This is a genomic window from Thalassotalea euphylliae, from assembly GCF_003390335.1.
Classification (GTDB): Bacteria; Pseudomonadota; Gammaproteobacteria; order Enterobacterales; family Alteromonadaceae; genus Thalassotalea_F; species Thalassotalea_F euphylliae_B.
The window spans coordinates 1756200-1781468 of sequence record NZ_QUOU01000001.1 but is presented as its reverse complement, the minus strand read 5'-3'; the positions used below and the strand labels follow the sequence as shown (position 1 = coordinate 1781468).

The 25269-nt window shown below is 44.0% G+C and carries 29 protein-coding genes; 5 read left to right on the top strand and 24 right to left on the bottom strand.

What is annotated here, in order from left to right; all coding sequences use genetic code 11:
* Window positions 1-4: 4 nt before the first annotated feature.
* The 4 genes from glmM to rlmE form a co-directional block, all read right to left on the bottom strand.
* Window positions 5-1342: a phosphoglucosamine mutase gene (gene glmM / locus DXX93_RS07845; protein ID WP_116007620.1), complete on the bottom strand. Its 1338-nt coding sequence runs from the start codon at window positions 1340-1342 to the stop codon at window positions 5-7.
* Between the two features lie 2 nt (window positions 1343-1344).
* Window positions 1345-2196, bottom strand: coding sequence for a dihydropteroate synthase (gene folP, locus DXX93_RS07840; protein WP_116009873.1), 852 nt, complete (start codon window positions 2194-2196; stop codon window positions 1345-1347).
* A 156-nt stretch (window positions 2197-2352) separates the two neighbouring features.
* Window positions 2353-4293 carry an ATP-dependent zinc metalloprotease FtsH gene (ftsH, locus tag DXX93_RS07835; RefSeq protein ID WP_116007619.1) on the bottom strand — a complete coding sequence of 647 codons (1941 nt, stop codon included), beginning with the start codon at window positions 4291-4293 and terminating at the stop codon, window positions 2353-2355.
* 56 nt (window positions 4294-4349) lie between these two features.
* On the bottom strand, window positions 4350-4979 hold the full coding sequence (gene rlmE, locus DXX93_RS07830) for a 23S rRNA (uridine(2552)-2'-O)-methyltransferase RlmE (RefSeq protein ID WP_116009872.1): 630 nt from the start codon (window positions 4977-4979) through the stop codon (window positions 4350-4352).
* A gap of 137 nt (window positions 4980-5116) precedes the next feature.
* Here rlmE and yhbY point away from each other — a divergent pair, with 137 nt between their 5' ends.
* On the top strand, window positions 5117-5413 hold the full coding sequence (gene yhbY, locus DXX93_RS07825; protein WP_116007618.1) for a ribosome assembly RNA-binding protein YhbY: 297 nt from the start codon (window positions 5117-5119) through the stop codon (window positions 5411-5413).
* A 202-nt stretch (window positions 5414-5615) separates the two neighbouring features.
* Here the strand turns inward: yhbY and adk are convergent, their stop codons facing one another.
* The 15 genes from adk to DXX93_RS07755 form a co-directional block, all read right to left on the bottom strand.
* Window positions 5616-6260 carry an adenylate kinase gene (gene adk, locus DXX93_RS07820; protein WP_116007617.1) on the bottom strand — a complete coding sequence of 215 codons (645 nt, stop codon included), beginning with the start codon at window positions 6258-6260 and terminating at the stop codon, window positions 5616-5618.
* Between the two features lie 372 nt (window positions 6261-6632).
* A complete protein-coding gene (locus DXX93_RS07815; protein ID WP_116007616.1) occupies window positions 6633-7739 on the bottom strand; it encodes a lipase family protein in 1107 nt (368 codons plus the stop codon).
* A 32-nt stretch (window positions 7740-7771) separates the two neighbouring features.
* Complete coding sequence (locus DXX93_RS07810; protein WP_116007615.1) at window positions 7772-8839, bottom strand: hypothetical protein; 1068 nt, start codon at window positions 8837-8839, stop codon at window positions 7772-7774.
* 9 nt (window positions 8840-8848) lie between these two features.
* Window positions 8849-9940, bottom strand: a complete 1092-nt coding sequence (locus tag DXX93_RS07805) for a hypothetical protein (protein ID WP_116007614.1) — start codon at window positions 9938-9940, stop codon at window positions 8849-8851.
* Between the two features lie 157 nt (window positions 9941-10097).
* Window positions 10098-11327 (bottom strand): putative manganese transporter, encoded by a 1230-nt coding sequence (locus DXX93_RS07800; protein WP_116007613.1) that lies wholly within the window; start codon window positions 11325-11327, stop codon window positions 10098-10100.
* 121 nt (window positions 11328-11448) lie between these two features.
* Complete coding sequence (locus DXX93_RS07795; RefSeq protein WP_116007612.1) at window positions 11449-11748, bottom strand: S24 family peptidase; 300 nt, start codon at window positions 11746-11748, stop codon at window positions 11449-11451.
* Between the two features lie 24 nt (window positions 11749-11772).
* Window positions 11773-12282 (bottom strand): superoxide dismutase, Ni, encoded by a 510-nt coding sequence (gene sodN / locus DXX93_RS07790; protein WP_116007611.1) that lies wholly within the window; start codon window positions 12280-12282, stop codon window positions 11773-11775.
* Between the two features lie 26 nt (window positions 12283-12308).
* On the bottom strand, window positions 12309-12518 hold the full coding sequence (locus DXX93_RS07785) for a hypothetical protein (RefSeq protein WP_116007610.1): 210 nt from the start codon (window positions 12516-12518) through the stop codon (window positions 12309-12311).
* A 50-nt stretch (window positions 12519-12568) separates the two neighbouring features.
* Complete coding sequence (locus tag DXX93_RS07780; protein ID WP_116007609.1) at window positions 12569-13075, bottom strand: hypothetical protein; 507 nt, start codon at window positions 13073-13075, stop codon at window positions 12569-12571.
* Window positions 13076-13086: 11 nt separating this feature from the next.
* A complete protein-coding gene (locus tag DXX93_RS07775; protein ID WP_181902171.1) occupies window positions 13087-13572 on the bottom strand; it encodes a plastocyanin/azurin family copper-binding protein in 486 nt (161 codons plus the stop codon).
* 562 nt (window positions 13573-14134) lie between these two features.
* A complete protein-coding gene (htpG, locus tag DXX93_RS07770; RefSeq protein ID WP_116007607.1) occupies window positions 14135-16096 on the bottom strand; it encodes a molecular chaperone HtpG in 1962 nt (653 codons plus the stop codon).
* 258 nt (window positions 16097-16354) lie between these two features.
* Complete coding sequence (locus tag DXX93_RS07765; RefSeq protein ID WP_147302657.1) at window positions 16355-16621, bottom strand: hypothetical protein; 267 nt, start codon at window positions 16619-16621, stop codon at window positions 16355-16357.
* Window positions 16578-16751: a hypothetical protein gene (locus DXX93_RS20785; protein ID WP_181902170.1), complete on the bottom strand. Its 174-nt coding sequence runs from the start codon at window positions 16749-16751 to the stop codon at window positions 16578-16580. The genes DXX93_RS07765 and DXX93_RS20785 overlap by 44 nt, the downstream gene beginning before the upstream one ends.
* 113 nt (window positions 16752-16864) lie before the next feature.
* Window positions 16865-17164 (bottom strand): hypothetical protein, encoded by a 300-nt coding sequence (locus DXX93_RS07760; protein ID WP_116007605.1) that lies wholly within the window; start codon window positions 17162-17164, stop codon window positions 16865-16867.
* Between the two features lie 71 nt (window positions 17165-17235).
* On the bottom strand, window positions 17236-18201 hold the full coding sequence (locus tag DXX93_RS07755; protein WP_116007604.1) for a LysR family transcriptional regulator: 966 nt from the start codon (window positions 18199-18201) through the stop codon (window positions 17236-17238).
* Window positions 18202-18412: 211 nt separating this feature from the next.
* On the opposite strand from DXX93_RS07755, the gene DXX93_RS07750 reads away from it, so the two are divergent.
* Window positions 18413-18829, top strand: a complete 417-nt coding sequence (locus tag DXX93_RS07750; RefSeq protein WP_116007603.1) for a hypothetical protein — start codon at window positions 18413-18415, stop codon at window positions 18827-18829.
* A gap of 257 nt (window positions 18830-19086) precedes the next feature.
* Entirely contained in the window at window positions 19087-20397 is a 1311-nt protein-coding gene (nhaA, locus tag DXX93_RS07745) for a Na+/H+ antiporter NhaA (RefSeq protein WP_116007602.1), read from the top strand.
* A 279-nt stretch (window positions 20398-20676) separates the two neighbouring features.
* On the opposite strand, the gene recR is transcribed toward nhaA, so the two are convergent.
* The 4 genes from recR to DXX93_RS07725 all read right to left on the bottom strand — a co-directional run bounded on the left by recR (window position 20677) and on the right by DXX93_RS07725 (window position 23149).
* Entirely contained in the window at window positions 20677-21282 is a 606-nt protein-coding gene (recR, locus tag DXX93_RS07740) for a recombination mediator RecR (protein ID WP_116007601.1), read from the bottom strand.
* A gap of 207 nt (window positions 21283-21489) precedes the next feature.
* Window positions 21490-21807: a DUF962 domain-containing protein gene (locus tag DXX93_RS07735; RefSeq protein WP_116007600.1), complete on the bottom strand. Its 318-nt coding sequence runs from the start codon at window positions 21805-21807 to the stop codon at window positions 21490-21492.
* Window positions 21794-22450, bottom strand: a complete 657-nt coding sequence (locus tag DXX93_RS07730; protein WP_116009871.1) for a GNAT family N-acetyltransferase — start codon at window positions 22448-22450, stop codon at window positions 21794-21796. The genes DXX93_RS07735 and DXX93_RS07730 overlap by 14 nt, the downstream gene beginning before the upstream one ends.
* Before the next feature lie 333 nt (window positions 22451-22783).
* On the bottom strand, window positions 22784-23149 hold the full coding sequence (locus tag DXX93_RS07725; RefSeq protein WP_116007599.1) for a DUF3192 domain-containing protein: 366 nt from the start codon (window positions 23147-23149) through the stop codon (window positions 22784-22786).
* Window positions 23150-23320: 171 nt separating this feature from the next.
* Between DXX93_RS07725 and DXX93_RS07720 the strand changes: the two genes are divergently transcribed.
* Window positions 23321-23665: a hypothetical protein gene (locus tag DXX93_RS07720; RefSeq protein WP_116007598.1), complete on the top strand. Its 345-nt coding sequence runs from the start codon at window positions 23321-23323 to the stop codon at window positions 23663-23665.
* Window positions 23666-23704: 39 nt separating this feature from the next.
* On the opposite strand, the gene syd is transcribed toward DXX93_RS07720, so the two are convergent.
* A complete protein-coding gene (syd, locus tag DXX93_RS07715) occupies window positions 23705-24268 on the bottom strand; it encodes a SecY-interacting protein (RefSeq protein WP_116007597.1) in 564 nt (187 codons plus the stop codon).
* Window positions 24269-24333: 65 nt separating this feature from the next.
* Between syd and queF the strand changes: the two genes are divergently transcribed.
* Window positions 24334-25185, top strand: a complete 852-nt coding sequence (gene queF / locus DXX93_RS07710; protein ID WP_116007596.1) for an NADPH-dependent 7-cyano-7-deazaguanine reductase QueF — start codon at window positions 24334-24336, stop codon at window positions 25183-25185.
* The last annotated feature ends 84 nt before the right edge of the window (window positions 25186-25269 follow it).

Below are 25269 nucleotides of genomic sequence, written 5' to 3'. Positions count from 1 at the left end.
CAACCTAACAGGCTAATTTTACTTGCTCAGCAATGTCATTTGCGAGCTGGGTGACCTCTTTGCGATCTGGCCCTTCCACCATAACGCGGATCAACGGCTCAGTGCCAGACTTACGCAATAACACACGTCCTTTACCTGTAAGTTGTTCATTTACTTGCTCAACAGCAGTAATCACGTTGGCAGATTCAAGCGGGTCGTTATCCCCTTCAAAACGTACATTCACCAATATTTGCGGCAGCTTAGTCATGCCTTGACGGAGATCGAACAAGGATTTTTCTGTACGGCATATTGCAGTGAGTACATTCAGTGCCGCAATAATACCATCGCCCGTTGAGGTGTGATTTAGGTTAATAATGTGGCCTGAGTTTTCAGCACCCAACTGCCAGCCATTTTCAAGCAGCTTTTCCATCACGTAGCGGTCACCCACTTTACTGCGGACAAAAGGTATATCAAGCGCTTTTAACGCAAGTTCAAGCCCCATGTTGCTCATTAACGTGCCAACAACACCGCCGGACAATGAACCGGCGGCTAAATCGCTGGTGGCAATCACGTAAACCAACTCGTCGCCGTCAACCACTTCGCCGGTATGGTCAACCATCATCAGACGATCGCCGTCACCATCTAGGGCAATACCTAAATCAGCGCCGTGCTTGACGACAGCTTCTTGAATTTGCCCCATTGACGTTGCACCACATTTATCATTGATATTGGTACCGTTCGGGCTTGTGGCAATCTCAATCACCTCGGCACCCAATTCTTTAAATACGTTAGGCGCAATGTGATACGTAGCACCATTGGCGCAATCAACAACAATCTTTAAGCCCGCTAGTGAGTACTGACTTGGGAAGTTACTTTTACAAAATTCGATATAGCGGCCAGCAGCATCGTCAATACGTGTCGCTTTGCCTAATTTATCTGAGGCAACACAAGTCATTGGCTTGTCTATTTCGGCTTCAATCGCTAGCTCAACTGCATCTGGTAGTTTTTCACCGCTTTGTGAAAAGAACTTAATACCGTTGTCGTAATATGGGTTATGTGATGCACTGATCACTATGCCAGCTTCAGCGCGAAACGTTTTGGTTAAATAGGCAATACCTGGTGTTGGCATCGGGCCAAGCAAGCCGATGTTAACACCTGCGGCTGAAAAGCCTGCTTCCAGTGCCGATTCAAGCATGTAACCTGAAATTCGCGTGTCTTTACCGACTAACACTTTCTTGGTGCCTTGCGCGGCCAGTACCTTGCCCGCTGCATAACCTAGTTTCATGACAAAATCAGGGCTAATTGGGGCCTTGCCCACTAAGCCACGAACGCCATCGGTGCCGAAATATTTACGTGCTGACATACTTACCCTCGCGTCAGTTCTGGCTGCTCAGCAGCCTTCAATACAGTCAATGCGTCCACGGTGGCTTTAACATCGTGGACGCGAATAATTTTTGCGCCTTGTTGAGCGCTGATAATTGCCGCAGCTAAGCTGCCTGCTAAACGTTGGTCAACTTCTGCGTTGAGTAAGTGACCAATCATAGATTTTCGCGATATGCCCACTAACACGGGCAGCTCTAATGCTTGAAACGCTTTTAATTCATGTAACAAGCGATAATTTTGCTCAAGCGTTTTGCCAAACCCAAAGCCAGGGTCAACCAGTAACCTTTCTTTCGCAATGCCTACTTGCTGGCACGCTTCTATGCGCTGTTGAATAAAGTTGACGATATCTTTTGTCACATCTTGATAATGCGGATTGTTTTGCATGGTGCGCGGTAACCCCTGCATATGCATCAAACAGATGGGAATGTCGCTATTGGCGACAGCTGCTAAACAACCTTCATTTTGCAGTGCCCTAACATCGTTAATCATGCCGGCGCCGTGAGCAATCGCCTCGCTCATGACCTGCGCTTTGCTGGTATCAATGGACACTATGGTATCAAACCGTTGATTAATGGCATCGAGCACCGGAATTACGCGTGCTAACTCGTCTTCGACAGATACCTCGGCCGCACCGGGGCGCGTTGATTCACCGCCAATATCAATAATAGCGGCGCCATCACTGATCATTTGCTCGACTTGAAACAGGGCATCGTCGAAGTTTGCGAAACGGCCGCCGTCAGAGAAGGAATCTGGCGTGACATTTAAGATCCCCATCACTTGGGGGTGAACGAGTGAAAGCTGCTTGTTGGGGCATGATAGGTGCGTAGGCGTCATAGCGTTCAAATTCATTAATTGTTATTGGAATTTTAAGTCTAACCTTTAGTCGCTTTTTGTTGCCACTAAAAATAAAGCCCCGATAAACGGGGCTTTATATCAATTACAAAGTGCTTTGTATCGATTGCAAAGCAATAAGTACTATACTAGATCAATTTACTTGGCAGGTAAATCAGACGGCTCGTCTAAATCTGGTGATTTAGGCTCAACCGACTCCTTTTCATCCACCTTGCTACCAGAACTTGGCTTTGAACCAGAGTTTGAATCATCAAAGTCCGCTGGTGCGCGAACTTCACGGCGCGCCATCAAATCATCAATTTGGTTTGCATCAATGGTTTCATATTGCATCAGCGCATCTTTCATCGCGTGCAAAATATCCATATTGTCTTTTAGGATTTGCTCAGCGCGCTGATAGTTACGGTCAATAAAGTCTTTCACTTCATCGTCAATCGCTTTTGCTGTGTCATCAGACATGTGCATTGATTTAGCTGAGGTACGACCTAAGAACACTTCGCCTTCTTCTTCTGCAAATAGCATAGGGCCCATTTTTTCTGATAAACCCCACTGGGTAACCATTTTACGCGCTAAGCCAGTTGCACGTTCGATATCGTTTGATGCGCCAGTCGACACTTTATCTGGGCCATAGATGATCTCTTCAGCGATACGACCACCGTAAAGCGATGAAATATTACTTTCTAAATGCTGCTTACTGTGACTGAAGCGATCTTGCTCAGGTAAGTACATGGTCACACCTAGCGCTCGGCCACGAGGAATAATACTAACCTTGTACACAGGGTCATGCTCAGGCACTAAGCGACCTACGATAGCGTGACCCGCTTCGTGGTACGCTGTCATTTCTTTCTCTTCTTCGCTCATGACCATTGATTTGCGCTCGGCGCCCATCAAGATTTTGTCTTTCGCTTTTTCAAACTCTTCCATAGAGACTAAGCGACGCGAACCACGCGCAGCAAATAGTGCCGCTTCGTTTACTAGGTTTGCTAAGTCAGCACCCGAAAAGCCTGGTGTACCACGAGCGATAACTGACGCTTTGACATCATCCGCTAACGGCACTTTACGCATATGCACTTTTAAGATTTGCTCACGACCGCGAATGTCAGGCAACCCAACGGTTACTTGGCGATCAAAACGGCCAGGACGAAGTAATGCTGGGTCAAGTACGTCTGGGCGGTTAGTTGCCGCGATAACAATTACGCCTTCGTTACCTTCGAAACCGTCCATTTCTACAAGCATTTGGTTAAGGGTTTGCTCACGCTCATCGTGACCGCCACCAAGACCTGCGCCACGTTGGCGACCAACGGCATCAATTTCATCGATGAAGATAATACAAGGCGCCGATTTTTTTGCTTGCTCGAACATGTCACGAACACGCGATGCACCCACACCAACAAACATTTCAACGAAGTCTGAGCCTGAAATTGAGAAGAACGGTACTTTTGCTTCACCTGCAATCGCTTTCGCAAGCAGTGTTTTACCGGTACCCGGTTGACCCACCATCAAAATACCTGATGGAATGCGACCACCTAATTTTTGGAATTTCGTTGGATCACGTAAGTAGTCAACAAGCTCAGCCACTTCTTCTTTCGCTTCGTCACAACCAGCAACATCAGCAAAAGTGGTTTTGATTTGATCTTCGCTTAATAGGCGCGCTTTTGATTTGCCGAATGACATTGCGCCTTTACCGCCACCGCCTTGCATTTGACGCATGAAGAAAATCCACACACCAATCAGCAGTAACATAGGGAACCAAGAAATGAAAATTGACGTTAAGATGCTTGGCTCTTCAGGTAATTGACCTTTCGCACGCACACCTTGTTTAACCAGATCGTTGATTAAGTCGCGGTCGTAACCACCCGGAATTACCGTCACGAATTGTTCGCCGCTACGTTTGGTGCCTTCAATAACACCGTTACGGTCAACGCTGGCTTCGCGTACTTGCCCTTGTCTAACATCCTGAATAAAACGGGTGTAGTCCATTTGCTGTTCACTACTACTACCCGGAGAAAAAGACTGGAATACAGACATCAGGACGACGGCTATTACCAACCATAAAATAAGATTTTTTGCCATATCGCTCAACTTAACAACCTCTTGCTGTTTCTAAAAATGGTGCGACCAAACTGTTCTTTAATTTACTACAATTTAAAACCAGTAGCTACTAGATATACTTCCCTTGAACGTGCGCGTGAAGAATCTGGCTTACGAGTTTTAACCACGTTGAAAACGGCTTTAACCTCTTTCATAAACTGATCAAAGCCTTCTCCTTGAAATACTTTGACCACGAAAGCGCCATTTTTCTTCAAAACTTGATGACACATATCTAATGCCAGCTCAACTAAGTACATACTGCGCGCTGAATCTGCGGCGTCATTGCCAGTGAAGTTGGCTGCCATGTCTGACATCACAACGTCGATGTCTTTACCATCAATACGCTCTAACAGTGCGTCAAGCACGGCTTCTTCGCGAAAATCACCCTGTAGAAAATCGACACCGGCGATGGGATCCATAGGTAGAATGTCACAAGCGACCACTTGCCCGTTATCACCGACTTGCTTGACGGCGTATTCAGACCAACCGCCCGGTGCTGCTCCAAGATCTACGACCTTCATACCGGGTTTGATCAACTTGTCTTTATTGTTAATTTCTTCAATTTTGAATACCGCTCTTGAACGAAGGCCAAGTTTTTGCGCCTTTTTTACGTATTCGTCATCAAAGTGTTCGTCAAGCCAGCGCTTGCTGCTTGCACTGTGTTTTTTCTTACTCACTAAATAACCTTTTTTGCCACTCAAGTTGAGGTACAAGGACACAAACCCGTACACAAAAACCAAAGTGCGGACATAGTAATACAGACTAGATAAGGGTAAAATATGGGAATTCAAGCAAACTGTAACGAAAATTGTTAATGAGCCTAAATAAAAAACAAATCCAACATTTAAAAGCCCTAGCGCACGACCTAAAACCTGTGGTATTACTCGGCAGCAATGGTTTAACTGAAGCCGTCATCGCAGAAATTGATTTCGCGCTTAACCATCACGAACTTATCAAGGTAAAAATTCCAACAGATAACCGCGAAACTAAAGGTTTGATTGTTGACGCTATTTGCCGTGAAACGGCCGCAGAAAAAGTACAAGTTATCGGTAAAACACTAATTATTTACCGCCAGTCGGAAGACAAAAAGATTCAGTTACCTAGAGGCTAACACCAACTACCCAACTGAATTTCTGTTGCTCATTTATTGCCGATGTCGCATTAAATGGGCGACTCGCCTTTCTCCCCTCAGCACTGCACTACACTCAACTCTGTACGTTGCTCTCTTCTGTCCTTGGCTTAAACATTCAGACATAAAAAAACGACTCACTAGGAGCCGTTTTCAATCAATGTAATTCGCTATTGGCTAGCTATTAGCCAAGTTGTTCAGCAATGGTGTTGCTAACTTCTTCAACCGGCTTTGTACCGTCGATAGTTAGGTACTTACAAGCAGCCGCTTTTGCTTCCGCTTGGTAGTAATCAACCAGTGGCTTAGTTTGTTCGTGGTAAATCGCTAAACGCTTACGCACTGTTGCTTCTTCATCATCAGGACGAACCACTAAATCTTCACCAGTTTCGTCATCTTTACCTTCTGCTTTAGGTGGATTGTACACCACGTGGTAAACACGACCCGAACCCGGGTGTACGCGACGGCCAGCCATACGTTCAACGATAACTTCATCAGCAACGTCAAACTCGATAACACTGTCGACATCAACACCGTTTTCTTTCATGGCATCAGCTTGCGGGATCGTGCGCGGGAAACCATCTAATAAGAAACCTGCTTTACAATCGTCTTGGGCAATACGCTCTTTTACTAAGCCAATAATTAGTTCATCTGAAACTAACTGACCAGCATCCATGACTTCTTTTGCTTTCTTACCCAGCTCTGTGCCCGCTTTAATTGCAGCGCGTAGCATGTCGCCAGTAGAAATTTGAGGAATGCCGTATTTTGACATTAGAAACTGTGCTTGAGTACCTTTACCTGCACCCGGAGCACCTAACAAAATAATGCGCATAAAAATCTGCCTTTTGTGTTAAATACTTATTTGCTTGTTTAGCTGAGCAATAGTCGCTATGGATTGTCTAGCCCTCTATCGCGCTAACTCGCCAAGCAAATAACTATCTAAGTTTTAATCTTTCTTCGTTATTTTTGTACATTCAGAATGTTTGTACCTTTGTGTACTTAGTTTACATAACCGTAAGTAAATTTATTGTTAATAATTCTTCGCTTACAATATTTAACATAAATACGCGGGACACTATACATTTTCGCATGTATGCAAACAAGTAGGATTTCGTCGCTTAGATCAAAAAAGCAACGTAAAAATCGGTATTTTTTATACATCCAGCCATATCGTCGATATCGCTGTGGGCAACGCTGTTACTAACTAACTATCTGTCGGCTTAGGGAGGCGCTTTAGTGCAATAATTTGAAGTTTTTGTCGGTAGATGCGAATTGAATGATCACTGATCAATTTTTTAGCCAAGCCAAGCAGTGATAAAACACCAACGGCAGATGCTTTGAGGCGAAAAAGCACACTGACGCTATAAAGCAGCTTAACGTTTTGATAATTACCCGGCACGCAGTTGGTTAGATAGCGCATGTTACCGGCATGTACATAACCGCCAAATTGCGACAGCCACTTAGCAACAGCCTCTCCTACACCCGGTATTAATCGCGTAACAAAGTCTAATGCAGACATAGCAACCGCCCCCGGTGGTAACATTGGCACCGCATCAGCCGCATTCACAATACGATAAATGGGCGACTTGATGCGATTGATCCAATCATCATTGCCAACCCTTGGCGAGCCAAAGGTATAACACGCCGCAATTTTTGTCGTCGCCGGAATTTGCCGAGCCGCCACTGTGGCTAGAGCACCGCCTAAACTGTGGCCAGTCACATAAAGCGGCTTACCAGCTAAGAGCGGGTGCTCTAACGCTTGTTTAAGCTGCTGGTGCCACACTTTAGTAAACGCATTTTGAAAGCCCTCGTGGACTAATCCACCTGCTGGACTTTGGCATAGCGCAGCGCTGGCGTCGGTACGGATATCGCTAAAGCTGTCTTTTTCAGTGCCCCGAAAGGCAAGAATGGCAAACTCGTCATTAAATGCAATAAACCCTTGTGTGTCTTCTTGGGGTTCATTTAACCAACTCACTTGCTCGTCTACTTTAAGGTCAAATTCGGCTAAACAGCTAATCAGTTCAGATTTTTGTGCGCTTTTTTCTTGCAGTAGTTCATCCAAGTAATCCGTTAATAGTTGTTTATTGCGGGCATTCTCCAACTTATCGATAATGTTTTCTCTAACCTTGTTTGTAGTTTCGTCATCTAAATTTGGAAAGCGTTTTTCCCACACTACGTAGGCTACTTCTGACATAACCGCCATCAGTAATGCGGTTCGATAACTAAAGGCTTTGCGATATTCCGGTAACTGAGTCGCTAATACTTGATTGATTTCGTCTTTATCTGAATCAGTTAATAAAATATCGGCCATCACGCTCTCCTTTGTATTTGAAAGAAGCTGCTCTAATTAAAGTAACGCTTTTTATACGCTTGGTATTTTTGTTGTGCCTGCCCAAACCAATCCATCAACTCTAGGCTCACAAATACGCTTTTATCACCGTTACCGCGGTCGACAACACCAATGCTAAAATTATTGTAAATGTGTAGCATCAAACCATGGCCAACCGATTGACCATCTTTGCGGTCACTATAAACACTGGTGATTGACGCCCCCCAAGGGATAGTGCTTTGCCAGCGATTAAAGCCAAGCCACTCTACCGATAAGCTGTATTCGGTTTTATCGCCTTTACGGGCTTTATCAAAATGGTCGATAACTATGCTAGGGCGAGCGAAGAAGAGCTGATAATCGGGTGGTTCAGGGAGCTTTTCCAAATTTTTGAGCTGATCTCGATAAATAATTGACGTAAACCAAATATCAATAGGCGTTTGGTAACGAGATTCAGCAGAGAATTGCTGCCAGCGATCGGCCGTTTGATAGATATTTTCCAACGTCCGGTTTGATCTCCACTCTTTAATATAGGAATTTTGTACGCCACCAAGGCGGTTAAATTCTGTAAACATAACTCGGCAATCAGAAAACCCCATCGTTTGGCAATGGTTTGTCATTGCGGGAGCCAAATCTCTGGTTCTTATTTGGTTTATCTGTTGCCCTTTATTAGTTCGGAAACCAAGAATTTTTCCACTCGTATAAGCCATTGATAAGTTTAATGAGTCCTCTTGGATTTGCTCTGGCACTGAGTATTGTCGCCAGCTAGCAAGGGCTTTATCAGCATCTCGAAATAAATCCACAGGGAAGTGCTGAGCGAATTGCGCTAATAACTCTTTGATGGGCTTATCTGCATCACCTCCCATCAGAAAGGTTTTATCTGAAAATGCACGGACAGGATCTTGTGCAATTGATTGACAGGTTTGCTGCGCCACTCTCAAGCTCTCTGCCTGAAATACTTGTAATGCCGGATAATCGGTCGGCTTACTGGTCAAAGCGCAGTCTTGCGCGCCTACTTGCCCTGCCACGATACACTGCGCTAACAGGAGAATAGCTAAACGGCAATAGTGAATACGAATGTTCATGCGTTCCTCCTAACGTTTTGCGAAGCCTGATTTCAGTAAGTCGTATGCCTCTTTAAAGTGTTCATACAATTCCATCAGCAATATTACTTTTTGTGTCTTTGAAGCGCCTTGGTCAATTGCGTGTTCAATGTCTGCTATTGCTTTTTTAATCGCCTTGTATTTTGAAGAGGCATTTCCCGATAAAGTCGTATGTCGATAACTAGCCATTGCATCGCGCAGTTGCTGTAAGGAAATATCATGCGATGAGTGAGTATCCAAGAACACGCCGCCAACACTTGGATCACTCATATATTCGCCAAAATCATGTGGATTGACCCAGCCATCAGACAGGCGACGAAAGTCTTTAGTGCGAATCAACTCGCCAAAAACAGGCTCGACTTTGTAGCGTTTTATTAACGTGAAGGGGTCAAACTCATTAAAGACAGGATAAAAGCCAGTACAAATACCGTCGTGGCTGACGCTGTTGTCTCGCACAATCGAGTGCTCAGGGTCGCGAAGTCGCGTTAAGATATGCGTTAGCCTTGAGACATTAGCGACCATCCAAAGGCCGTCAATGGGGTAATTCACATAACGAATCGTATGGGTGGTATCTGGCTCACCACCAGAGCCAACATAAAGTAAATCAAGGGTGTCATGTAGCAAGGCCGTACCTAAGCTATGGGCAACAAAGATCACCTCTCTTGGGTTATCGTTATCATCTTTAGCCGCTTTGAGTATGGTCATCAGCTTTGCCATCAACTGCGCGGTAACCTCAACCCGAACCGTATCAAGCACGCAGTAAACAAATACATCGAGCCAATGAGTATACAAAAATTCATCGTTCGCTAATTTCGCCTGAAATGACAGTATTCGATTAAGAAAACTAGGACCAGCGAGCATCGCATCAGTGATCGCTTGCGCATGGTTAGCGTGTTGGTTGCGCCAATCATCTAAAAATTCAGAGTAGTTAAATTCGTCGAATTCAAATTCATCACTGGCGTTGAAGTCTTCAATGCCGAGAAATTTTGCTGATTCCGCCAAGCCTTTTTGAAATTCATCTGTGATAGCGCCGGGCTGATGTGTACCCATGCCATGAATGAGGAGAACAAGTGGTTTTTCCATCTTACTGTCCTTGTATGAGTCGGCACCAAAGACAGCAAACTTTTAGCGAAGTGATTGTGGGTTGATGTGTAACTAGACTTTAGTCAATACGCATTGACTAAAGTCTAGTCTATTTACTTGCTAGCGCAATTGGGGATAGCGATTAAGTGATATCAAATTATTCAAATAGCACATAGTAACCATAGGCAACAACAAGCGCGGGAATAGCCGAGTACAAAGTCGCGATAATGGCAACCTTTGGCGATAAAGCGATTGCTGGAAAAAGTGCATCACCATCATTGCTAATGGCGTTGCCTAGCTGGGCAGAGAGCGGTATTGCACCCGATAAGTATAGTGATGTGGTAATAATTTGCGGGCCACATCCCGGTATCATACCAACAAGTACGCCCATTAGCGGCGCGGCAGCACCAAAAACCGTGAAGACATGAGTTAAATCAAACTGACCATAATGCATCACTAACTCAAAACTTAAAAACGCCATTACCACCCAACTGGTGACAAAATTGGTATCCAGTGCGACTTTTTGAAAGGCTTTACTGTGTTTGAGCTTTTTATCTTCTGCGACGATGGATTCGAAGTTTGTGACTTCCTGAGTAATTGCCCACAAAACAATAAAACTCAATGCCAATAAAGCCCCTGCGCCAGCTACTATTGCGTCACTAATTCCCATTAGCGCAGCAATATCAACTTGTGCCGACATTAATAAACCAACAACAGCACCTGGGATGATTAACCCTTGCCACGCTAGCCCTTGATAACGCAAACGGCGCGGAACAGTTTGCTGCTGTTTTACGGATTTGGATATTGGTTTGCAGGCAAGGCAATGTTGTTCGACGTTTTTCTGAGAAACCGTACTTCGCAAAAAGTCGGCACCGTGAATTTTATTGACCGCAAGGCCAGATAAGACACCTACGACAAGAGAAACTAAAGCGACTGCCAGCCCTGTTAGTGGCTCGGCGGCCAGCAGCAAAAAAGCCGCGTCCCCCATGGTTGAGGTTAACACCGCAGCGACCGCCCCAAACCCCATGCGACCACTCACGTATTGCGTGATCACCACAATGGCACCACCACAGCCGGGTAAAACACCCAACAAACTGGCAATAACGACCTGACGTGTCGCTTGCTGCTCTTTGCTATTGGCCTCTTTGTTTTTAGAAAGGGTCAGTTGATAAATTTTATCCGCAAATAAGTGATAAACCGCTAGTGTTGCGGCAACGAACACCGCTACTTGCCAGAACGCGTCAGCTAGCACAGAAACTGTGAGCGAGCGCGTCTCAGCGTTAATCAGCAGGACAACCAAAAGCACGGGAATGAGTAAACGACGATAGTGAGGCACTAATGTGCGAAATGAGAAAAAATCGAGCTTTTGAAGTAGAGATAACGGCATAAAGTGGTTTGTATGTTAGTGGCTAAATGCCAAGGTTTTTATTGGCAAAAGATTAAATAAATAGGCGATTAATGAGTATTAATGAGCGCTTAGCGCAGCTAATAATGATCATATAAGCACGTTAACGCTTGGGTTTAAAAATTCGGATAACGCGGCCAAGTACCTGTGTTTTATTTGCCGGGCCAAGCACTTCAACTGGTACACTGGCCGCGTTTTCGCCTTTACTCCAAATCAGTCCATTGTGGTCAACCAAAGCGACTGTTTTGACGATAATGCCGTATTGAGGGTGATCAATCAGCAGTCGTTGACCGGGCTTAATTGGCAGAAAGGCAAGCCATTTGGCGGCCAAAATAAAGCACCCCTGCGGAATAACGGGCGCCATACTGTGGCCTTTAACTTTCCAAATTTTTAATCCAAGCATAATAAAGGTATCCGCTAACAGTATCTAAGCAGACGCTTTTAAATCTGGGTAGATCAGCGTTTCTGCTGGTGGATATGGGCAATGGGCGGTATACGTGGCGACACCTTTAGTTTGCCAAAAGATATCGGCAAATTGATTCACTTTGTCTAGTAGCTTTAATGTTGCCGCTCGATCGATATGCTGTTTTGCAAACGATGCTGCCAACATGATTTCATGGGTAAGTTGATGTAATTGCGGGTGTGTCTCTAACTGTGGCTGCTTGATGTAATCCCCCCAAATAACGCGAATTTCTTCTTTCACAATTTTGCCATGGTTTTCTTTTTCGGCAACGAGGCGATAAAAAGTAGCTTGTTGCTCAAAGCTCAATTGCGTATTGGCTTTTAACTCTTCCAGTAAGTCCACCATGCGAATCATGGTTAGCACAGCCAGTTGCGCCGACATAGGGTCGTAAATTTTACATGGAATGTCACAATGAGCTGACGCCGTATCAAACGGGTTTTTCTTGTCTAAACGTGTTAATAGTTCAAAAATCATGATCCGGTCTCCTAGTTCACTAACCTTTACGAACCTTGCGATTTATCTTGCTTTGCGTTTTCAGTACTAGCGCGTTTCTTTAAATAAACGGCCACTACTAACGCGATTGCGATTGGTGCAAGCCATAATAAGTGCACTAGCATTGCCATTGGGTCATTGTGGTCATGACCCGGATGAGCGTAGGCTAAGCCTGAAAACACTAACGTTAGTGCGAGTAAAAAAATACGATTTATCATTGTTGTTCTCCGTGAAGTTGTGATTGCGTTAGCTCGCTTAACTCATCAAGCTAATGCACTTGCGGCGCATCGTGCTTTAACAGCTGCTCTAACGATTCAAATTGGCTTTTACAGCCATCGCAAATCGGGTGTTTTTGCGCAAACGCTAAAATGGGAGCAATGGTTAAACTCAAGCCTTTAAAGGCAATCAACTTAATATCTTCGTCTTGAATTTCTGATTCCGTGATTTCAAGCAAGTACTCGTGTGGCACCATCAAAAAACGCAAGCTCAATTCTAATCGCCCCGTTTCCTCATACAATGAAGACAAATTATGGCAAGTGCAGAGCCAGGCCATTAAAGTGTCAGCGCATTTTGGTGAATTACGGTAATTGTGAGCGAGTAAGTCATACGCTTCGCTGTAAAAGAACTCAGCCTGTTGAAACTGCTGGTCGTGAAAAGATTCATTGCCCAGCTTTAATAGCGATTGCCATTGGCTGTGATCGCTACCCTTACTTTGGCAGCTTTCACTTTGATAATCTGATTTTCGAGGCAAATTGTGTTGATAGTTATGTCCCATAACGCTCTGCTCTACTTTACTTGCGCTAAATAGTTGGCTACGCGCTCTTTGTTCATCACAACGCCTGCCCCCACTGTATCCCACTGTTTTTGCACATCGGCGAGGTTATTTGCGTCATCGACTTGAATAACACCTAACATGCCCATGACAAAGTGTGGCGTGCATTTGTACAAGTAAACGCCCTGTTCATCGAAGGTGTAAGAGAATTTTTCACCCATGGTACTGGTGAATTTTTTAGCCGAGGCTGGAATGGCAATAGACTCAACATTATGGGTAACATCTGCCGGGATAAAAGTAACGGTGTCGCCCTTGGCAATTTTTAAATAGCCTGGTGACATGATCATGGTTTGGCCATTGCTATCAGCCGTTAGGAGTTTAACTTCATGATTTTTAGCGACAGCAACATTACTGGCGCACAAGGCTAATAATGCACATAGTGCTAAAAAGGTAACAGCTTGGGTTGCTAAATCACGAACGGAATTTAGGTTAGTCCTCATAATGGTTCTCATATTGCCTATTGGAAAAAAACAGTGCACTGATCTTTAACATTGATCATCACACCAACAAACAAATAGTAATCATTATCATTTAGATGTTCAATAGCATATTAAAAGTTTTTTACGAAGCGCCCCGATCTCGGACTTTTTGACTTTGTGCTAAGTTGAAAAGCTGGTGCCTCTATTTCAGTTACAGTTCACCAAAAAATGACAATTGAAATTTGCCAAGACGCAATTGATGAAGTACTAGCGTTTCATGCTCAGGTTGAAGAATTTGAAGGTGAGCTTTAGGCCAGAAAGTGGCCGATAGATTAGCCAATCGCAAGCAGCTTATTTCGCTGCTTTAGTTGTTTTAGTCGCTTTAGCAGATGGCTAAGCCGGGGCTGACGAGATGGGCTATGCTGATAATGCTAACGAGTTTTACTGTGGGATACAGAGATACGTAATACAACAAACATGAATGCTTCCCTATTTACATAAGAAACACTTTACGTAAAAAAGGCGCCGAATGGCGCCTTGATATTATTTAGTGTGAGCGATTACTTTCACGCTTTCAACTTGGTTACTTAGCTAAGCTCATCATTAGCTTGTTTAGTTTTGCCACAAATGATGCTGGGTCACTTAGGCTGCCACGCTCTGCTAATGTTGCTTGCTCAAATAACACTTCAACCCACTGGTTAAATTTGTCGTCGTCTTGCTCATCGGCAACGTGTTTAACGAGCTCGTGCTCGGCGTTAATTTCAAAGATTGGCTGAGTTTCTGGCACTTCTTGACCCACAGATGCCATTAATTTTTGCATCTGAATACTCATATCATCTTCGGCAGTGACAATAACGGCTGGCGAGTCAGTTAAGCGATTAGAAATTTTAACATCTTGTACTTTATCGCCTAACGCTTCTTTCATTCGCTTGGCGACTGAATCAAACTCTTGCTCAAGTTTTTCTTGTGCTTCTTTTGACTCTTCATCTTCCATGCCGCTTAGGTCAACACCACCGCGCGCCACAGACTGTAGTTGCTTGCCATCGAACTCTGTTAAGTGACTAACTAGCCATTCATCGATACGGTCAGAAAGCAGCAGTACTTCAATACCTTTCTTGCGGAATACTTCTAAGTGCGGGCTGTTTTTCGCTGCGGCGAAACTGTCTGCAACTACGTAGTAAATTTTGTCTTGGCCTTCTTTCATGCGCTCGACGTAATCAGGTAATGATACGTTTTGTACACTTGAATCTTCGTTAGTTGACGCAAAGCGCAATAGCTTACCAATTTGCTCTTTATTAGCCATATCTTCAGCTGGACCTTCTTTTAGCACTTGGCCAAATTCGTTCCAGAATGATTGATATTGCTCTTGGTCTTTCTTACCCAACTTCTCAAGCATTTTAAGTACGCGCTTAGTACAACCCTTGCGGATGGCTTGCGTTACTTTGTTATCTTGTAAGATTTCACGCGATACGTTCAGTGGTAAATCGTTTGAATCTAATAAACCTTTCACGAAACGCAGGTAAGTCGGCATAAATTGCTCTGCGTCATCCATAATGAAAACGCGTTGTACGTATAGTTTTAAACCGTGTTGCTTTTCGCGATTGTATAAATCAAATGGTGCTTTGCTTGGGATATAAAGTAGTGACGTGTACTCAGTTGTACCTTCTACCTTGTTGTGCTCCCAAAGCATTGGCTCTGCGTAGTCGTGCGACACGTGCTTGTAGAATTCTTTGTATTCTTCGTCGCTAACATCTGCTTTTTCACGTGTCCAAAGCGCAGTTGCTTTGTTCACCGCTTCCCATTTGGCAGGCTCAGCGTCACGTGCTTCAATCGCTGGGCGAATCACATTACCTTCGTCGTCTTTCTCTTCTGGTTGTGCTTCGACCGCTGGAATTTCTGGTGTTAGCATTTCAACCGATACTGAGATGTGATCTGAGTACTTAGTAACAATTGACTTTAAGCGCCAGTCATCAAGGAATTCGTTTTCGTCTTCTTTTAAGTGAAGAATAATGTCGGTACCACGGCCTGACTTTTCGATTTGGCGAGTGGTAAATTCACCCTCACCTTCACTTTGCCATTCCACACCTTCGCTTGGAGCAACGCCGGCAGCACGAGAGCGCACGGTGACTTTGTCAGCAACGATAAACGCAGAGTAGAAACCTACACCGAATTGACCGATTAATTGTGAGTCTGACGCTTGGTCGCCAGATAGTTTTGAGAAGAACTCAGCCGTACCTGATTTTGCAATGGTGCCTAAGTGAGCGATGATCTCGTCACTGGTCATCCCGATACCGTTATCAGAAATGGTAACTGTGTTGTTTTCCTTATCGGCACTTACCCGTACGCGTAACTCACCGTCACCTTCAAAAAGCTCAGCGTTTTGTAAGGCTTTAAAACGTAATTTGTCTGACGCATCCGCCGCGTTTGATACTAACTCACGTAGGAAAATCTCTTTATTACTGTAGAGACTGTGAATCATAAGCTGGAGCAGCTGTTTAACTTCTGTTTGAAAACCGTGAACTTCTTTTTGACCTGTCTCAGACATCTGAAACATCTCCTATCTGAACTCAAAATAACCAATGTAGCGCTAATTTGGGCAAGCTAGCCGCAGCACTACTTTTTACTTAACAGGAGATATGGGGATAGTGTTTTTGAATTCAAGAAAATTTGTCGCCGATTTTTCTAAATTAATTTTTCATCAGTATATTTTCGTAAAAAATTGGTGTGCTAATTAAAGGCGTTGAATGCCAGCGGCTGATTTTCAGTTGCCGACATTCAACACAGTTTACATTAACATGCCAGTTTAAAACCTAATGCCCATTGATATCACTTGTTGCTCACTGATAATGTCATGCTTTTTTAAAAGGCTCACAATCGAGCTGGATTTGCGTGCCATATCACTTGCGATGTCTTGAATAGCAACGTTAGCTTGGTACTTTTCAATAACCTGTTGCGCATCTGTTTCAGCCCATGGCAAACCATAGTTTTTCGGTAAACCTTTGGCGAGGTTTTCTTGTTGCTTCTGTTCAACCGTGCGTTTTGGTTTTTTCGGTTTTGGCAGCTGGTTCACCGCGTAGAAGTAAGGCACGAATAACATTTGGCTGGTTATAGGGCGACTCCTGAGGGAAGACTTCACCTGTGGCTGGGTCAACGCCATTAGCGAGCGTCGAGAGGGTTTCTACAATTTGATCGTGTTCCATCACAAACTCCTTTTGTTGAGGTATATCCGATTAGATTCACATTTACCGTGATCTACCAAGCATAGTATGTACGCTAGACTATTTAACGCAACCTCAGTCACTCACCAAGGGGGTTAACTCGACTTTCCCGGCTCAGTAAGCACTTGATAGGGTTCAAACTCAACCTGTTCATAGCTATCTTGGTCTATCTTTATGGTGTGAAACGCTGGCTCGCCACTATCGTCAATCAGGTTGACTTCCAGCCAATAGTCACCGTATTCATCTACCATCCAAACTTTGTAGAGTAAGGGGCTATCGACAAGGAATTGATATAATTGATAAGTGCCGTATAAATCCGCCTTAGGTTGGTGGCAAACCGCTAACAGATCGGCTGGTACTTGCGTGACATTGAGTAAAAAATCTAACCTTTTCATGACGTAACTTCTGTTTTATTTATGATTTACTATTGATTTGATGCTTTCTCTGCTTAAAGCAAACTCAACGGCTAACTTACCGAATTTAAGCCAGCCGCCATGCTGACAATTTTAGCAACAAATGGATGCACAATACTGCGCTGCGGCGTAATCAAGTGATATTCTTGCGTTACATTGTCAGCTTTACCGATATAACCAACGTGAAATTTGTCCATAATTTCCTCTTTAATGATCAAAGGCGCGGGAAACATACCAAAACCATCTCTGCCCAGTGATTTCATTAAAGCGATATCGTTGGCATAAACCGTTATATCGGGTTTAATTTCATTAACCTCAAACCATTGCATCAAACTGCGCGTTAAACTCGTATTAAACCCCGGCATGACCATTCTCTTCTGATGTAAACAAACAGGAAAAGTGTTGGTGAGTTGCTCGTTTGAGGTTGCAGAGCTTGGGCTTGAAGACAGAGGGGTTTTAGGCTTTGACGATGGCGGCCTTTTGATCTCAGACATAGGCGCGAAAAAACCAATGTCACTGTAACCGATATTTTGGCAATACACCGACAGTTCAACATCTGCAATCAAAGGCAAGTCAGTTAATATCATATCCAACTTATGCAATGTTAATTGCGCGAGTAACTCATCCAAGTTGCCGTCTTGACAATCTAGCAGCACATGTTGGTCGTTATCTAATGCTGGCGACAGCCACTTGCTGATTAACGTTTTCGGCAAACCGTCAGTCAACCCTACTCGGCACATAGTTGCTACGTGCTTTTCACCGGAAGCTGCTGTGTGCAACCACTCTTGCGCTTTGTGAAACATTTCGTCGGCATAAGATTTAGTTAATGCGCCAAATTCGGTTAGCGCTAACGTTCGACCCCGCTTAATAAAAAGTGCTCGCCCTAACCTTTCTTCCAACGCTGCTATTTGCGCGCTAACCGTTTGGGGCGCTAAGTGAAGTTTTTCTGCGGCTCGGGAAATACCACCTTCTGTCGCCGTCACCCAAAAGTAGTAAAGATGGTTGTAATTAACTTGCACGCTTTATCCTTTTTCCTGAGAGGATTACTTAGGAAACACAATGGTTTACTCAATAGACTAGCCAAAACTTCGTAAATTACGAAGTAATATTAAGAAATAATCAGATTTTTTCTTATCGTCATACACTTTAGAGTTAAAGAACTATGGCTAATAAAATTCTTGAGCGCATTTTCGCAGCCAACATTCACACAGCCATTTAACGAGGTGATTTATGCGTTTTTCTATTGCAGCAATGTCAATTGTGTTGTTGAGTCTTACTGTACCTATACAGGCGTCTAACTTTTCCGCAGACAAAATGATCAGTCAGTGTTTGTCTGACGATATTTCCCCTCAACTCGAATTTAGCTGCCAAGGTTTTTTTTACGGCTTGATCAGTAAAAAACAATCACTGCTTTCTCCTACTGAACCTAAAGGCCTTGTCGAGCGTGCTTACAACAACCGTACGAGCACAAGCAACTACAGCGTTGTAAAAACCCGTAAGTACGGTATGGAGCAAGTGTGTTTACCTGCCGATATCGAATACCAAACCTTCAAAGGTGTAATAACTCAAGCCGCCAAAAATTATGGTAAACCATTAGACGTTCGCCTAGTAACTGACATTCTTGCAAGGCATTACTCATGTGAATAAGGACTCATGTAAGTAAATGGTGCTGTGGTTATTGTTTCAATGAGCACAAGTTGAAATTGCTTGCGTGCTGCTTGAAGATAATCGTAGTCGAATGATCTATCTCACCAGAAAAATTGGAGTGCAAGCAGCAAGTACAAACGCCTCTACATAGCTTCAACAGCCCACAAAGTGTGATAGCCCTCAGCGTATTGTTCAGGGCTGTTTTTAATGGTTTATTGCCAACTACTAACCTGCTCCAGGATGAATTAGGTGTACATATGACTGCTATTAAGAAATTTTTACAGCTGGAAGCTGCTGCTGGTTTAATTTTATTGTTTACAACGTTGCTGGCATTGATTGTTGCCAACAGTGGTTTGTCGGTTTATTACGAAATGCTTATCCAAATACCTGCGGGCATTCACATTGGTGAGCTTTCGATAAACAAACCCATACTGCTTTGGGTCAACGACGGGCTGATGGCTGCATTTTTCTTTTTAGTGGGGTTAGAGCTCAAACGAGAGCTGCTGGAAGGTCACTTAGCAGAGCCGAAAAACACTTTTCTGCCGCTGTTTGGCGCCGTTGGCGGCATGGTGATTCCAGCACTGATTTACCTTGTTATTAATTATCAAGACGAGAGTAATCGGATTGGCTGGGCAATTCCTGCCGCCACCGACATTGCCTTCGCTTTGGGTATATTAATGCTACTTGGCAAACAAGTGCCAGCATCGCTAAAAGTGTTTTTAGTCACGCTTGCCATTATTGACGACATAGGGGCCATTGTCATTATCGCACTGTTTTACACTCAACAACTGGAAACAGCGCCGTTACTTATCAGTGCAACTTGTTTAATGGTACTGACATTACTCAACCGCAAGGGCGTCACAGATATTCCTGCGTATATGTTCGTCGGTGGTATTTTATGGGTCGCTGTATTGAAGTCTGGCGTACATGCAACACTTGCTGGTGTTTTACTGGCGTTTTTCATTCCCATGCGCGATCAGAAAAAACCTGAACATTCACCAGTCAAGCAATTGGAATCCAGCCTACATAGCTCAGTCGCGTTTGTTATCTTGCCGCTCTTTGCTTTTGCCAACGCCGGCATCGACTTTCGTGAATTGACGATAGATGCGATTAGCCACCCGATTACTGTGGGTATCGCACTTGGGTTATTAATTGGTAAGCCACTTGGTATCATGTCAATGTGTTATATCGCGACAAAGTTAGGCATCGCTAAACTTCCTGCTGAAATCACCTGGCGACATATATTCGGCGCCTCGGTGTTATGTGGTATTGGCTTTACAATGAGTTTATTTATCGGCTCTCTGGCCTTTGAAACCACAGGCAGCAATATTATTGTCGATGAGCGTTTGGGCATTCTCATGGCGTCGCTCATTGCTGCGATTGCAGGCTATACCATCTTGAAGTTTGCACCTGCACCCCAAGCGAGCGATGAGCAAATAGCTCAAGAAATGGATGAAAAGGCGCACGATTCAAGTGCACCACCACCGCCCACAAATACAACTCGAGCTGGCCATGCAATGAGCATGAATGTATCACAACAGGCGCACACCAAAATGCCCCGAGGCTAGGGGCATTAAGGACTTTGGTGAACTAGCGAATCAGTTGCTCAGTAAGGGAATCGGGGGATTTAGCTAAGCGTGTTAGATTAGCACGATCAACGCCTAAGCATTTGACCGCTTGGCGCCCATTCCCCTGATTCCCCTGATGAGTTGCCAATCCACAGCAAACTGGCTGACGTTAATGGGCGTCAACGCTGTCGTGACGTAGACAAATTGCAGATTCATTAGCAATTATTTGGCTCATATGGGGCCTAGAATTAGTAGCAGAGAGGCAAGTTATGCGGTGAATTATACCTGATAGCTTTTTCGCCCCGATAAAGCATGTGACAGGGTGTTACCATCCACATATTCAAGCTCACCACCGACAGGTACGCCATGCGCAATACGCGATAAATTCACCTCAAACGATTTTGCCATCTCGGCGACAAAGTGCGCCGTTGCTTCCCCTTCAACCGTTGGGTTAGTGGCTAAAATCACTTCCCTAATCCCCCCCTGTTGCAGCTGTGCTTCCAGTAAATCTAGCCCTAGGTCTTCTGGGCCAATGCCATCAATTGGCGATAAATGCCCCATTAAAATAAAGTACCGCCCCTGAAATTCGCCTGTTTGCTCGATAGCAATAACATCGGCCGGACTTTCGACAATACATAACTGCTCAGCGTGCTGGCGGCGCGGGCTTAGACAAATATCACACAAGGTTTGCTCGGTAAAATTGCGACACTGCTGGCAGTGACCAACTTGGTCCATGGCTTTCGCCATATTTTCTGCTAATTTGGCTCCCCCTTGACGGTTGCGCTCAAGCAAGTGAAATGCCATGCGCTGCGCTGTTTTTGCACCTACACCGGGTAAACAACGAAAAGACTCAATTAATTCTTGGACAAGTGGGCTGAATTTCATAAAGCAATTTAATACAAGGTTGGAAAATAAAACGTGGGCAGTGTAGCAAGCAAGGTGCAGTAGAGACAATAAGTTGCAGCTATGCATTGCGCGATAGCACAAAATCGAGGCGCCATTTGCGTGTGCAGCTCTATATCATTTTTGTATGCAACTTCTCTATACAAATGATATAAAACTGCGATTTGTCACTGTGATGGCGCTTGTTTGCTAACCTTTATCTGCCCTAGAGTTCGTTAGAAACTCTTTTAGCATTCGCCAGTCTCCCATAAAGCTGTACCAAGGGTAGGTAAAGGTTGCAGGGCGATTTTTTTCAAAAAAGAAGTGCCCTATCCAAGCAAATGCGTATCCCGACACAATGGCGAGTAACGCCAGCCACCAAATTTGCTTAACGAATGCCAACGCCAACAGCACCAGTGCAACCGCGCTGCCAACATAATGCAAACCGCGACAGATTTTGTTCTGGTGTTGCGATAAGTAAAACGGGTAAAAATCATCAAAATTTTGGTACTTTTTAGGTGTTGCCATGATCACTCTCCCGATAATGAATCATCAAGGCGCCATTGACTTTACCCACGACCACTTCTTTGAGCAGTTCATAATCAACGTCTTTAAAAAATTCGCGGTATTTGTCATTGGTGGCATAAACCGCCACCCCCTGACTCTCAGGGTGCTCTTCAAGTACAGTATTAACAGCGGCCATTAAATAATGGCCAAAACCGTGATGCTGGTGCAATGGGTGCACGGCAATAAAGCTCAGCATATGAAACTTGGTTAGCGGGACTTGTGACATGATCAGTTTTTCTTTTTCCATCATTTGCTTGGTAGAAAAATAGCCTGCATTGAGCAGCATTTTCAGACGCCAATGCCAAAAGCGCTCAAAGCCGACACCATCATCTGGCCCATTTAAACAAGCAACGCCCACCATGGCTTCACCTAAGTACAAGCCAACCATAGGTTGTTTCGCTTGCCAAAAAGCGCCAAGCTCTTCGCGAATTGAGGTACGCAAACGCTGCTCATAATCTTCTTTATCACTGTGGAATATTTCCAGAAAGACAGGATCATCGTGATAGGCTTGATAAAGCAACGAAGCGGCAAGCTTGAGATCCTCTGCGGCTAGGTACGTTGCTCGAATATCGACATCTTGTGGTACTGCTACCGTTTGCGTCATAGACTCCCCCATTTTTAATCGCTTTGTCGCATGTGAATACGCAAGTAATCATCAGTCGCCCACATACTGGTTTGTCATTATTTTAGTAGTACGTGAACCATGCACTAATTGTTTTTATTTTTTGTTCGCCATAATCACCATAGCAACAAGATCAGAAATAGGTCAATAATCAAACAACAATTGAATTAGTGCCGGTATTGAATTGATATCGGTAAGAATGAGATGAAGTGTTGAGAAAGCAAGCAGGTTTTTCTATGACAAGGGCAATAAAAAAGCGCTACTCATCAACTAGCGCTTTTCAAGTGATAACAGAGGAATAATGTAAGCTATTGTCTAGAGCTGTGCATAGGCCATTTCACCCCAGCTGACCAATAACCCGTCGCGAAAAATTAGCGGTGTACATTCATCTTTGGTGGTGATGCCGTCTTTATGCTTGCGGTTCGTACGGTAGTAGAGCACCTGCACGTTTTCGCCTTCTTTTTGATACACTTCGTTAAAATCAGCTACGCCCAAACGCGATTGAACGTCAGCAAATGGTGTGTTCAATTGTAAGCGTGCGATCTTTTTACGGTTTTCGTATTCCCGATCACCTAAATCGTAGCCGTAGTGATCATCATCACCACCAACCGAAACCACACAGCCACTTAATGCCATCGTTAATGGTAAGGCTGTTAATAGTAAAACAAGTGACTTTTTCATCTTCAATAATTCCCTGAGTTTGATTATTATTGTTAATTACTCAGCAAATCATGCACCAAATTTTCAACCATTTGTTTTTACTACGTTTTTAGTGTTTTTATAAAGCTATTGAAATTTAACACTTGGTCATATTTGCTAATAATTATTAATTTTTTCACACGATTATCCATTATGACGATTAAAGATGAAATTTTAGCCATTGCCAACCAACTTGCCAATCAAGGCCAAAGCCCGACAGTGGCGAAAGTCAAATCTAAACTGAGCGAGCCAACACCATTACCCACCATTATTAACACATTGAAAAGCTGGCAACATCAGCCTGAGAAAACCAGTGTTGTTCAGGTGAATCAGGGTTCAAATAGCGGTGAGCAAGGCAGTGAAAATATCCAAACGGTGGAGCTATCAGGGGCGCAATTAGCCCAGTTGCAAAGTCATATAGAAAAGGTGGTAGCAGCAGCAATTAAGCCACTGCAAGAAGAGTTAGCTGAAATTAAAGCGTTACTTAAAGCTAAATAACCTCAGGTAGAGGCAATTTGAGACAAGCAATATATTAAGCTAGTCATAAATAACAGGTGTTAACTGGCTGAGAAATTCAGTTAAGTTATCTGCGAGTTTTTTATGCGGCGCTTTACCTACCTGCTCTACCCACACTTCGCCAGTGTCGTTATCTAACGATAAAATAAAGTCGTCTTGATCCGTAAGTGCAAAGAAAATAGTCACGTCCTGCTTGAGTTTACGTTTCATGAGCACATGGCCAATAATATTTTCTTGTAGGCGAGCAAAATCAGCTTTACTCCACGGGAAAAGCAAGCTCAAATTACCGTCTTCAGAGGCTAAGTCGAAACTTTCGCTGTAAAACGTGGTGAAATAGGTTTTTATATCCGGATGAAGCGATAGCTCGAGCGCTTGCTCGACATTGTTAAAGCTTAGCTTATCGCCTGCATCCACTGGCTGCCAGTAATTAGCATCTGCCGAATACTCCCCTTTGATGCAAGGAGACGGCCAGTCATCATCTTTTTCGACCACAGGTAAATGGCCGTGTTTATCCTGAAAGGCCGACACAAACCCCGAAGCTAAGCTGCGTAATTGTCTGGCTAAATCATGGTCTGGGCGTGTCATCTTAATCAAAATCCTAGTAAAATAGCGCCATTATTTCGTTCACAAATCGTTTTATCGAATAACGCATGGCAAAGTATCAAAATAGTGACCTATTAGAAGGTTTAACGTTAGGAAAAGCAACAGATTATAGCAACCAGTATGATCCAAGCTTATTGCAAGGCGTACCACGTAGCCTGAATCGCGATGATTTAGACATTGACCAAAGTAAGCTCCCATTTTTCGGTGAAGATATTTGGTACGGCTACGAGGTTTCTTGGCTAAATGCTAAAGGCAAGCCCGTGGTTGCTGTGGCAGAATTTCAATTTCCTTGTTCGAGCGATAATTTAATTGAATCTAAGTCGTTCAAATTGTATCTAAACAGCTTCAATCAGACGCGTTTTGATAGCCAAGCGCAAGTCATTGAGCATATGACCAATGACTTATCGAAAGTGGCGGGCGCTCATGCAACGGTACGTTTATTCCCTGTCGATAACTGCCCACCACTGGCTATCGCGGCAACAAAGGCCACTTGTATTGATGAGCTAGATGTGGAGATTGAGCAATACCAATATCAGCCAACGCTTTTAGCTGATGCTACGGACAAGGATAAAAAACAAGTGACCGAACAATTGGTTAGCCACTTGTTAAAATCGAATTGCTTAATTACCAATCAGCCAGATTGGGCTAGTGTTTATATCAGCTACACGGGCAATGAAATCGATAAAGAGAAGCTACTCAAGTACCTAATCTCATTTCGTGATCACAATGAATTTCACGAACAGTGTGTCGAACGCATCTATTGTGATATTCAGCAGTTTTGTAACCCTAAGTATTTAACGGTTTTTGCGCGCTATACCCGTCGAGGTGGATTAGATATCAACCCTTATCGCAGTTCGCTGCCGTCGAACGCACCAACCTCGCGCACCTTGAGGCAATAGCTAACCGAGGCTGCTAGTAATAGCCACCGTATATCGGCGACTAGATTTGCGTAAAAAACATAAAAAATCCAAGGGCTAATGCCC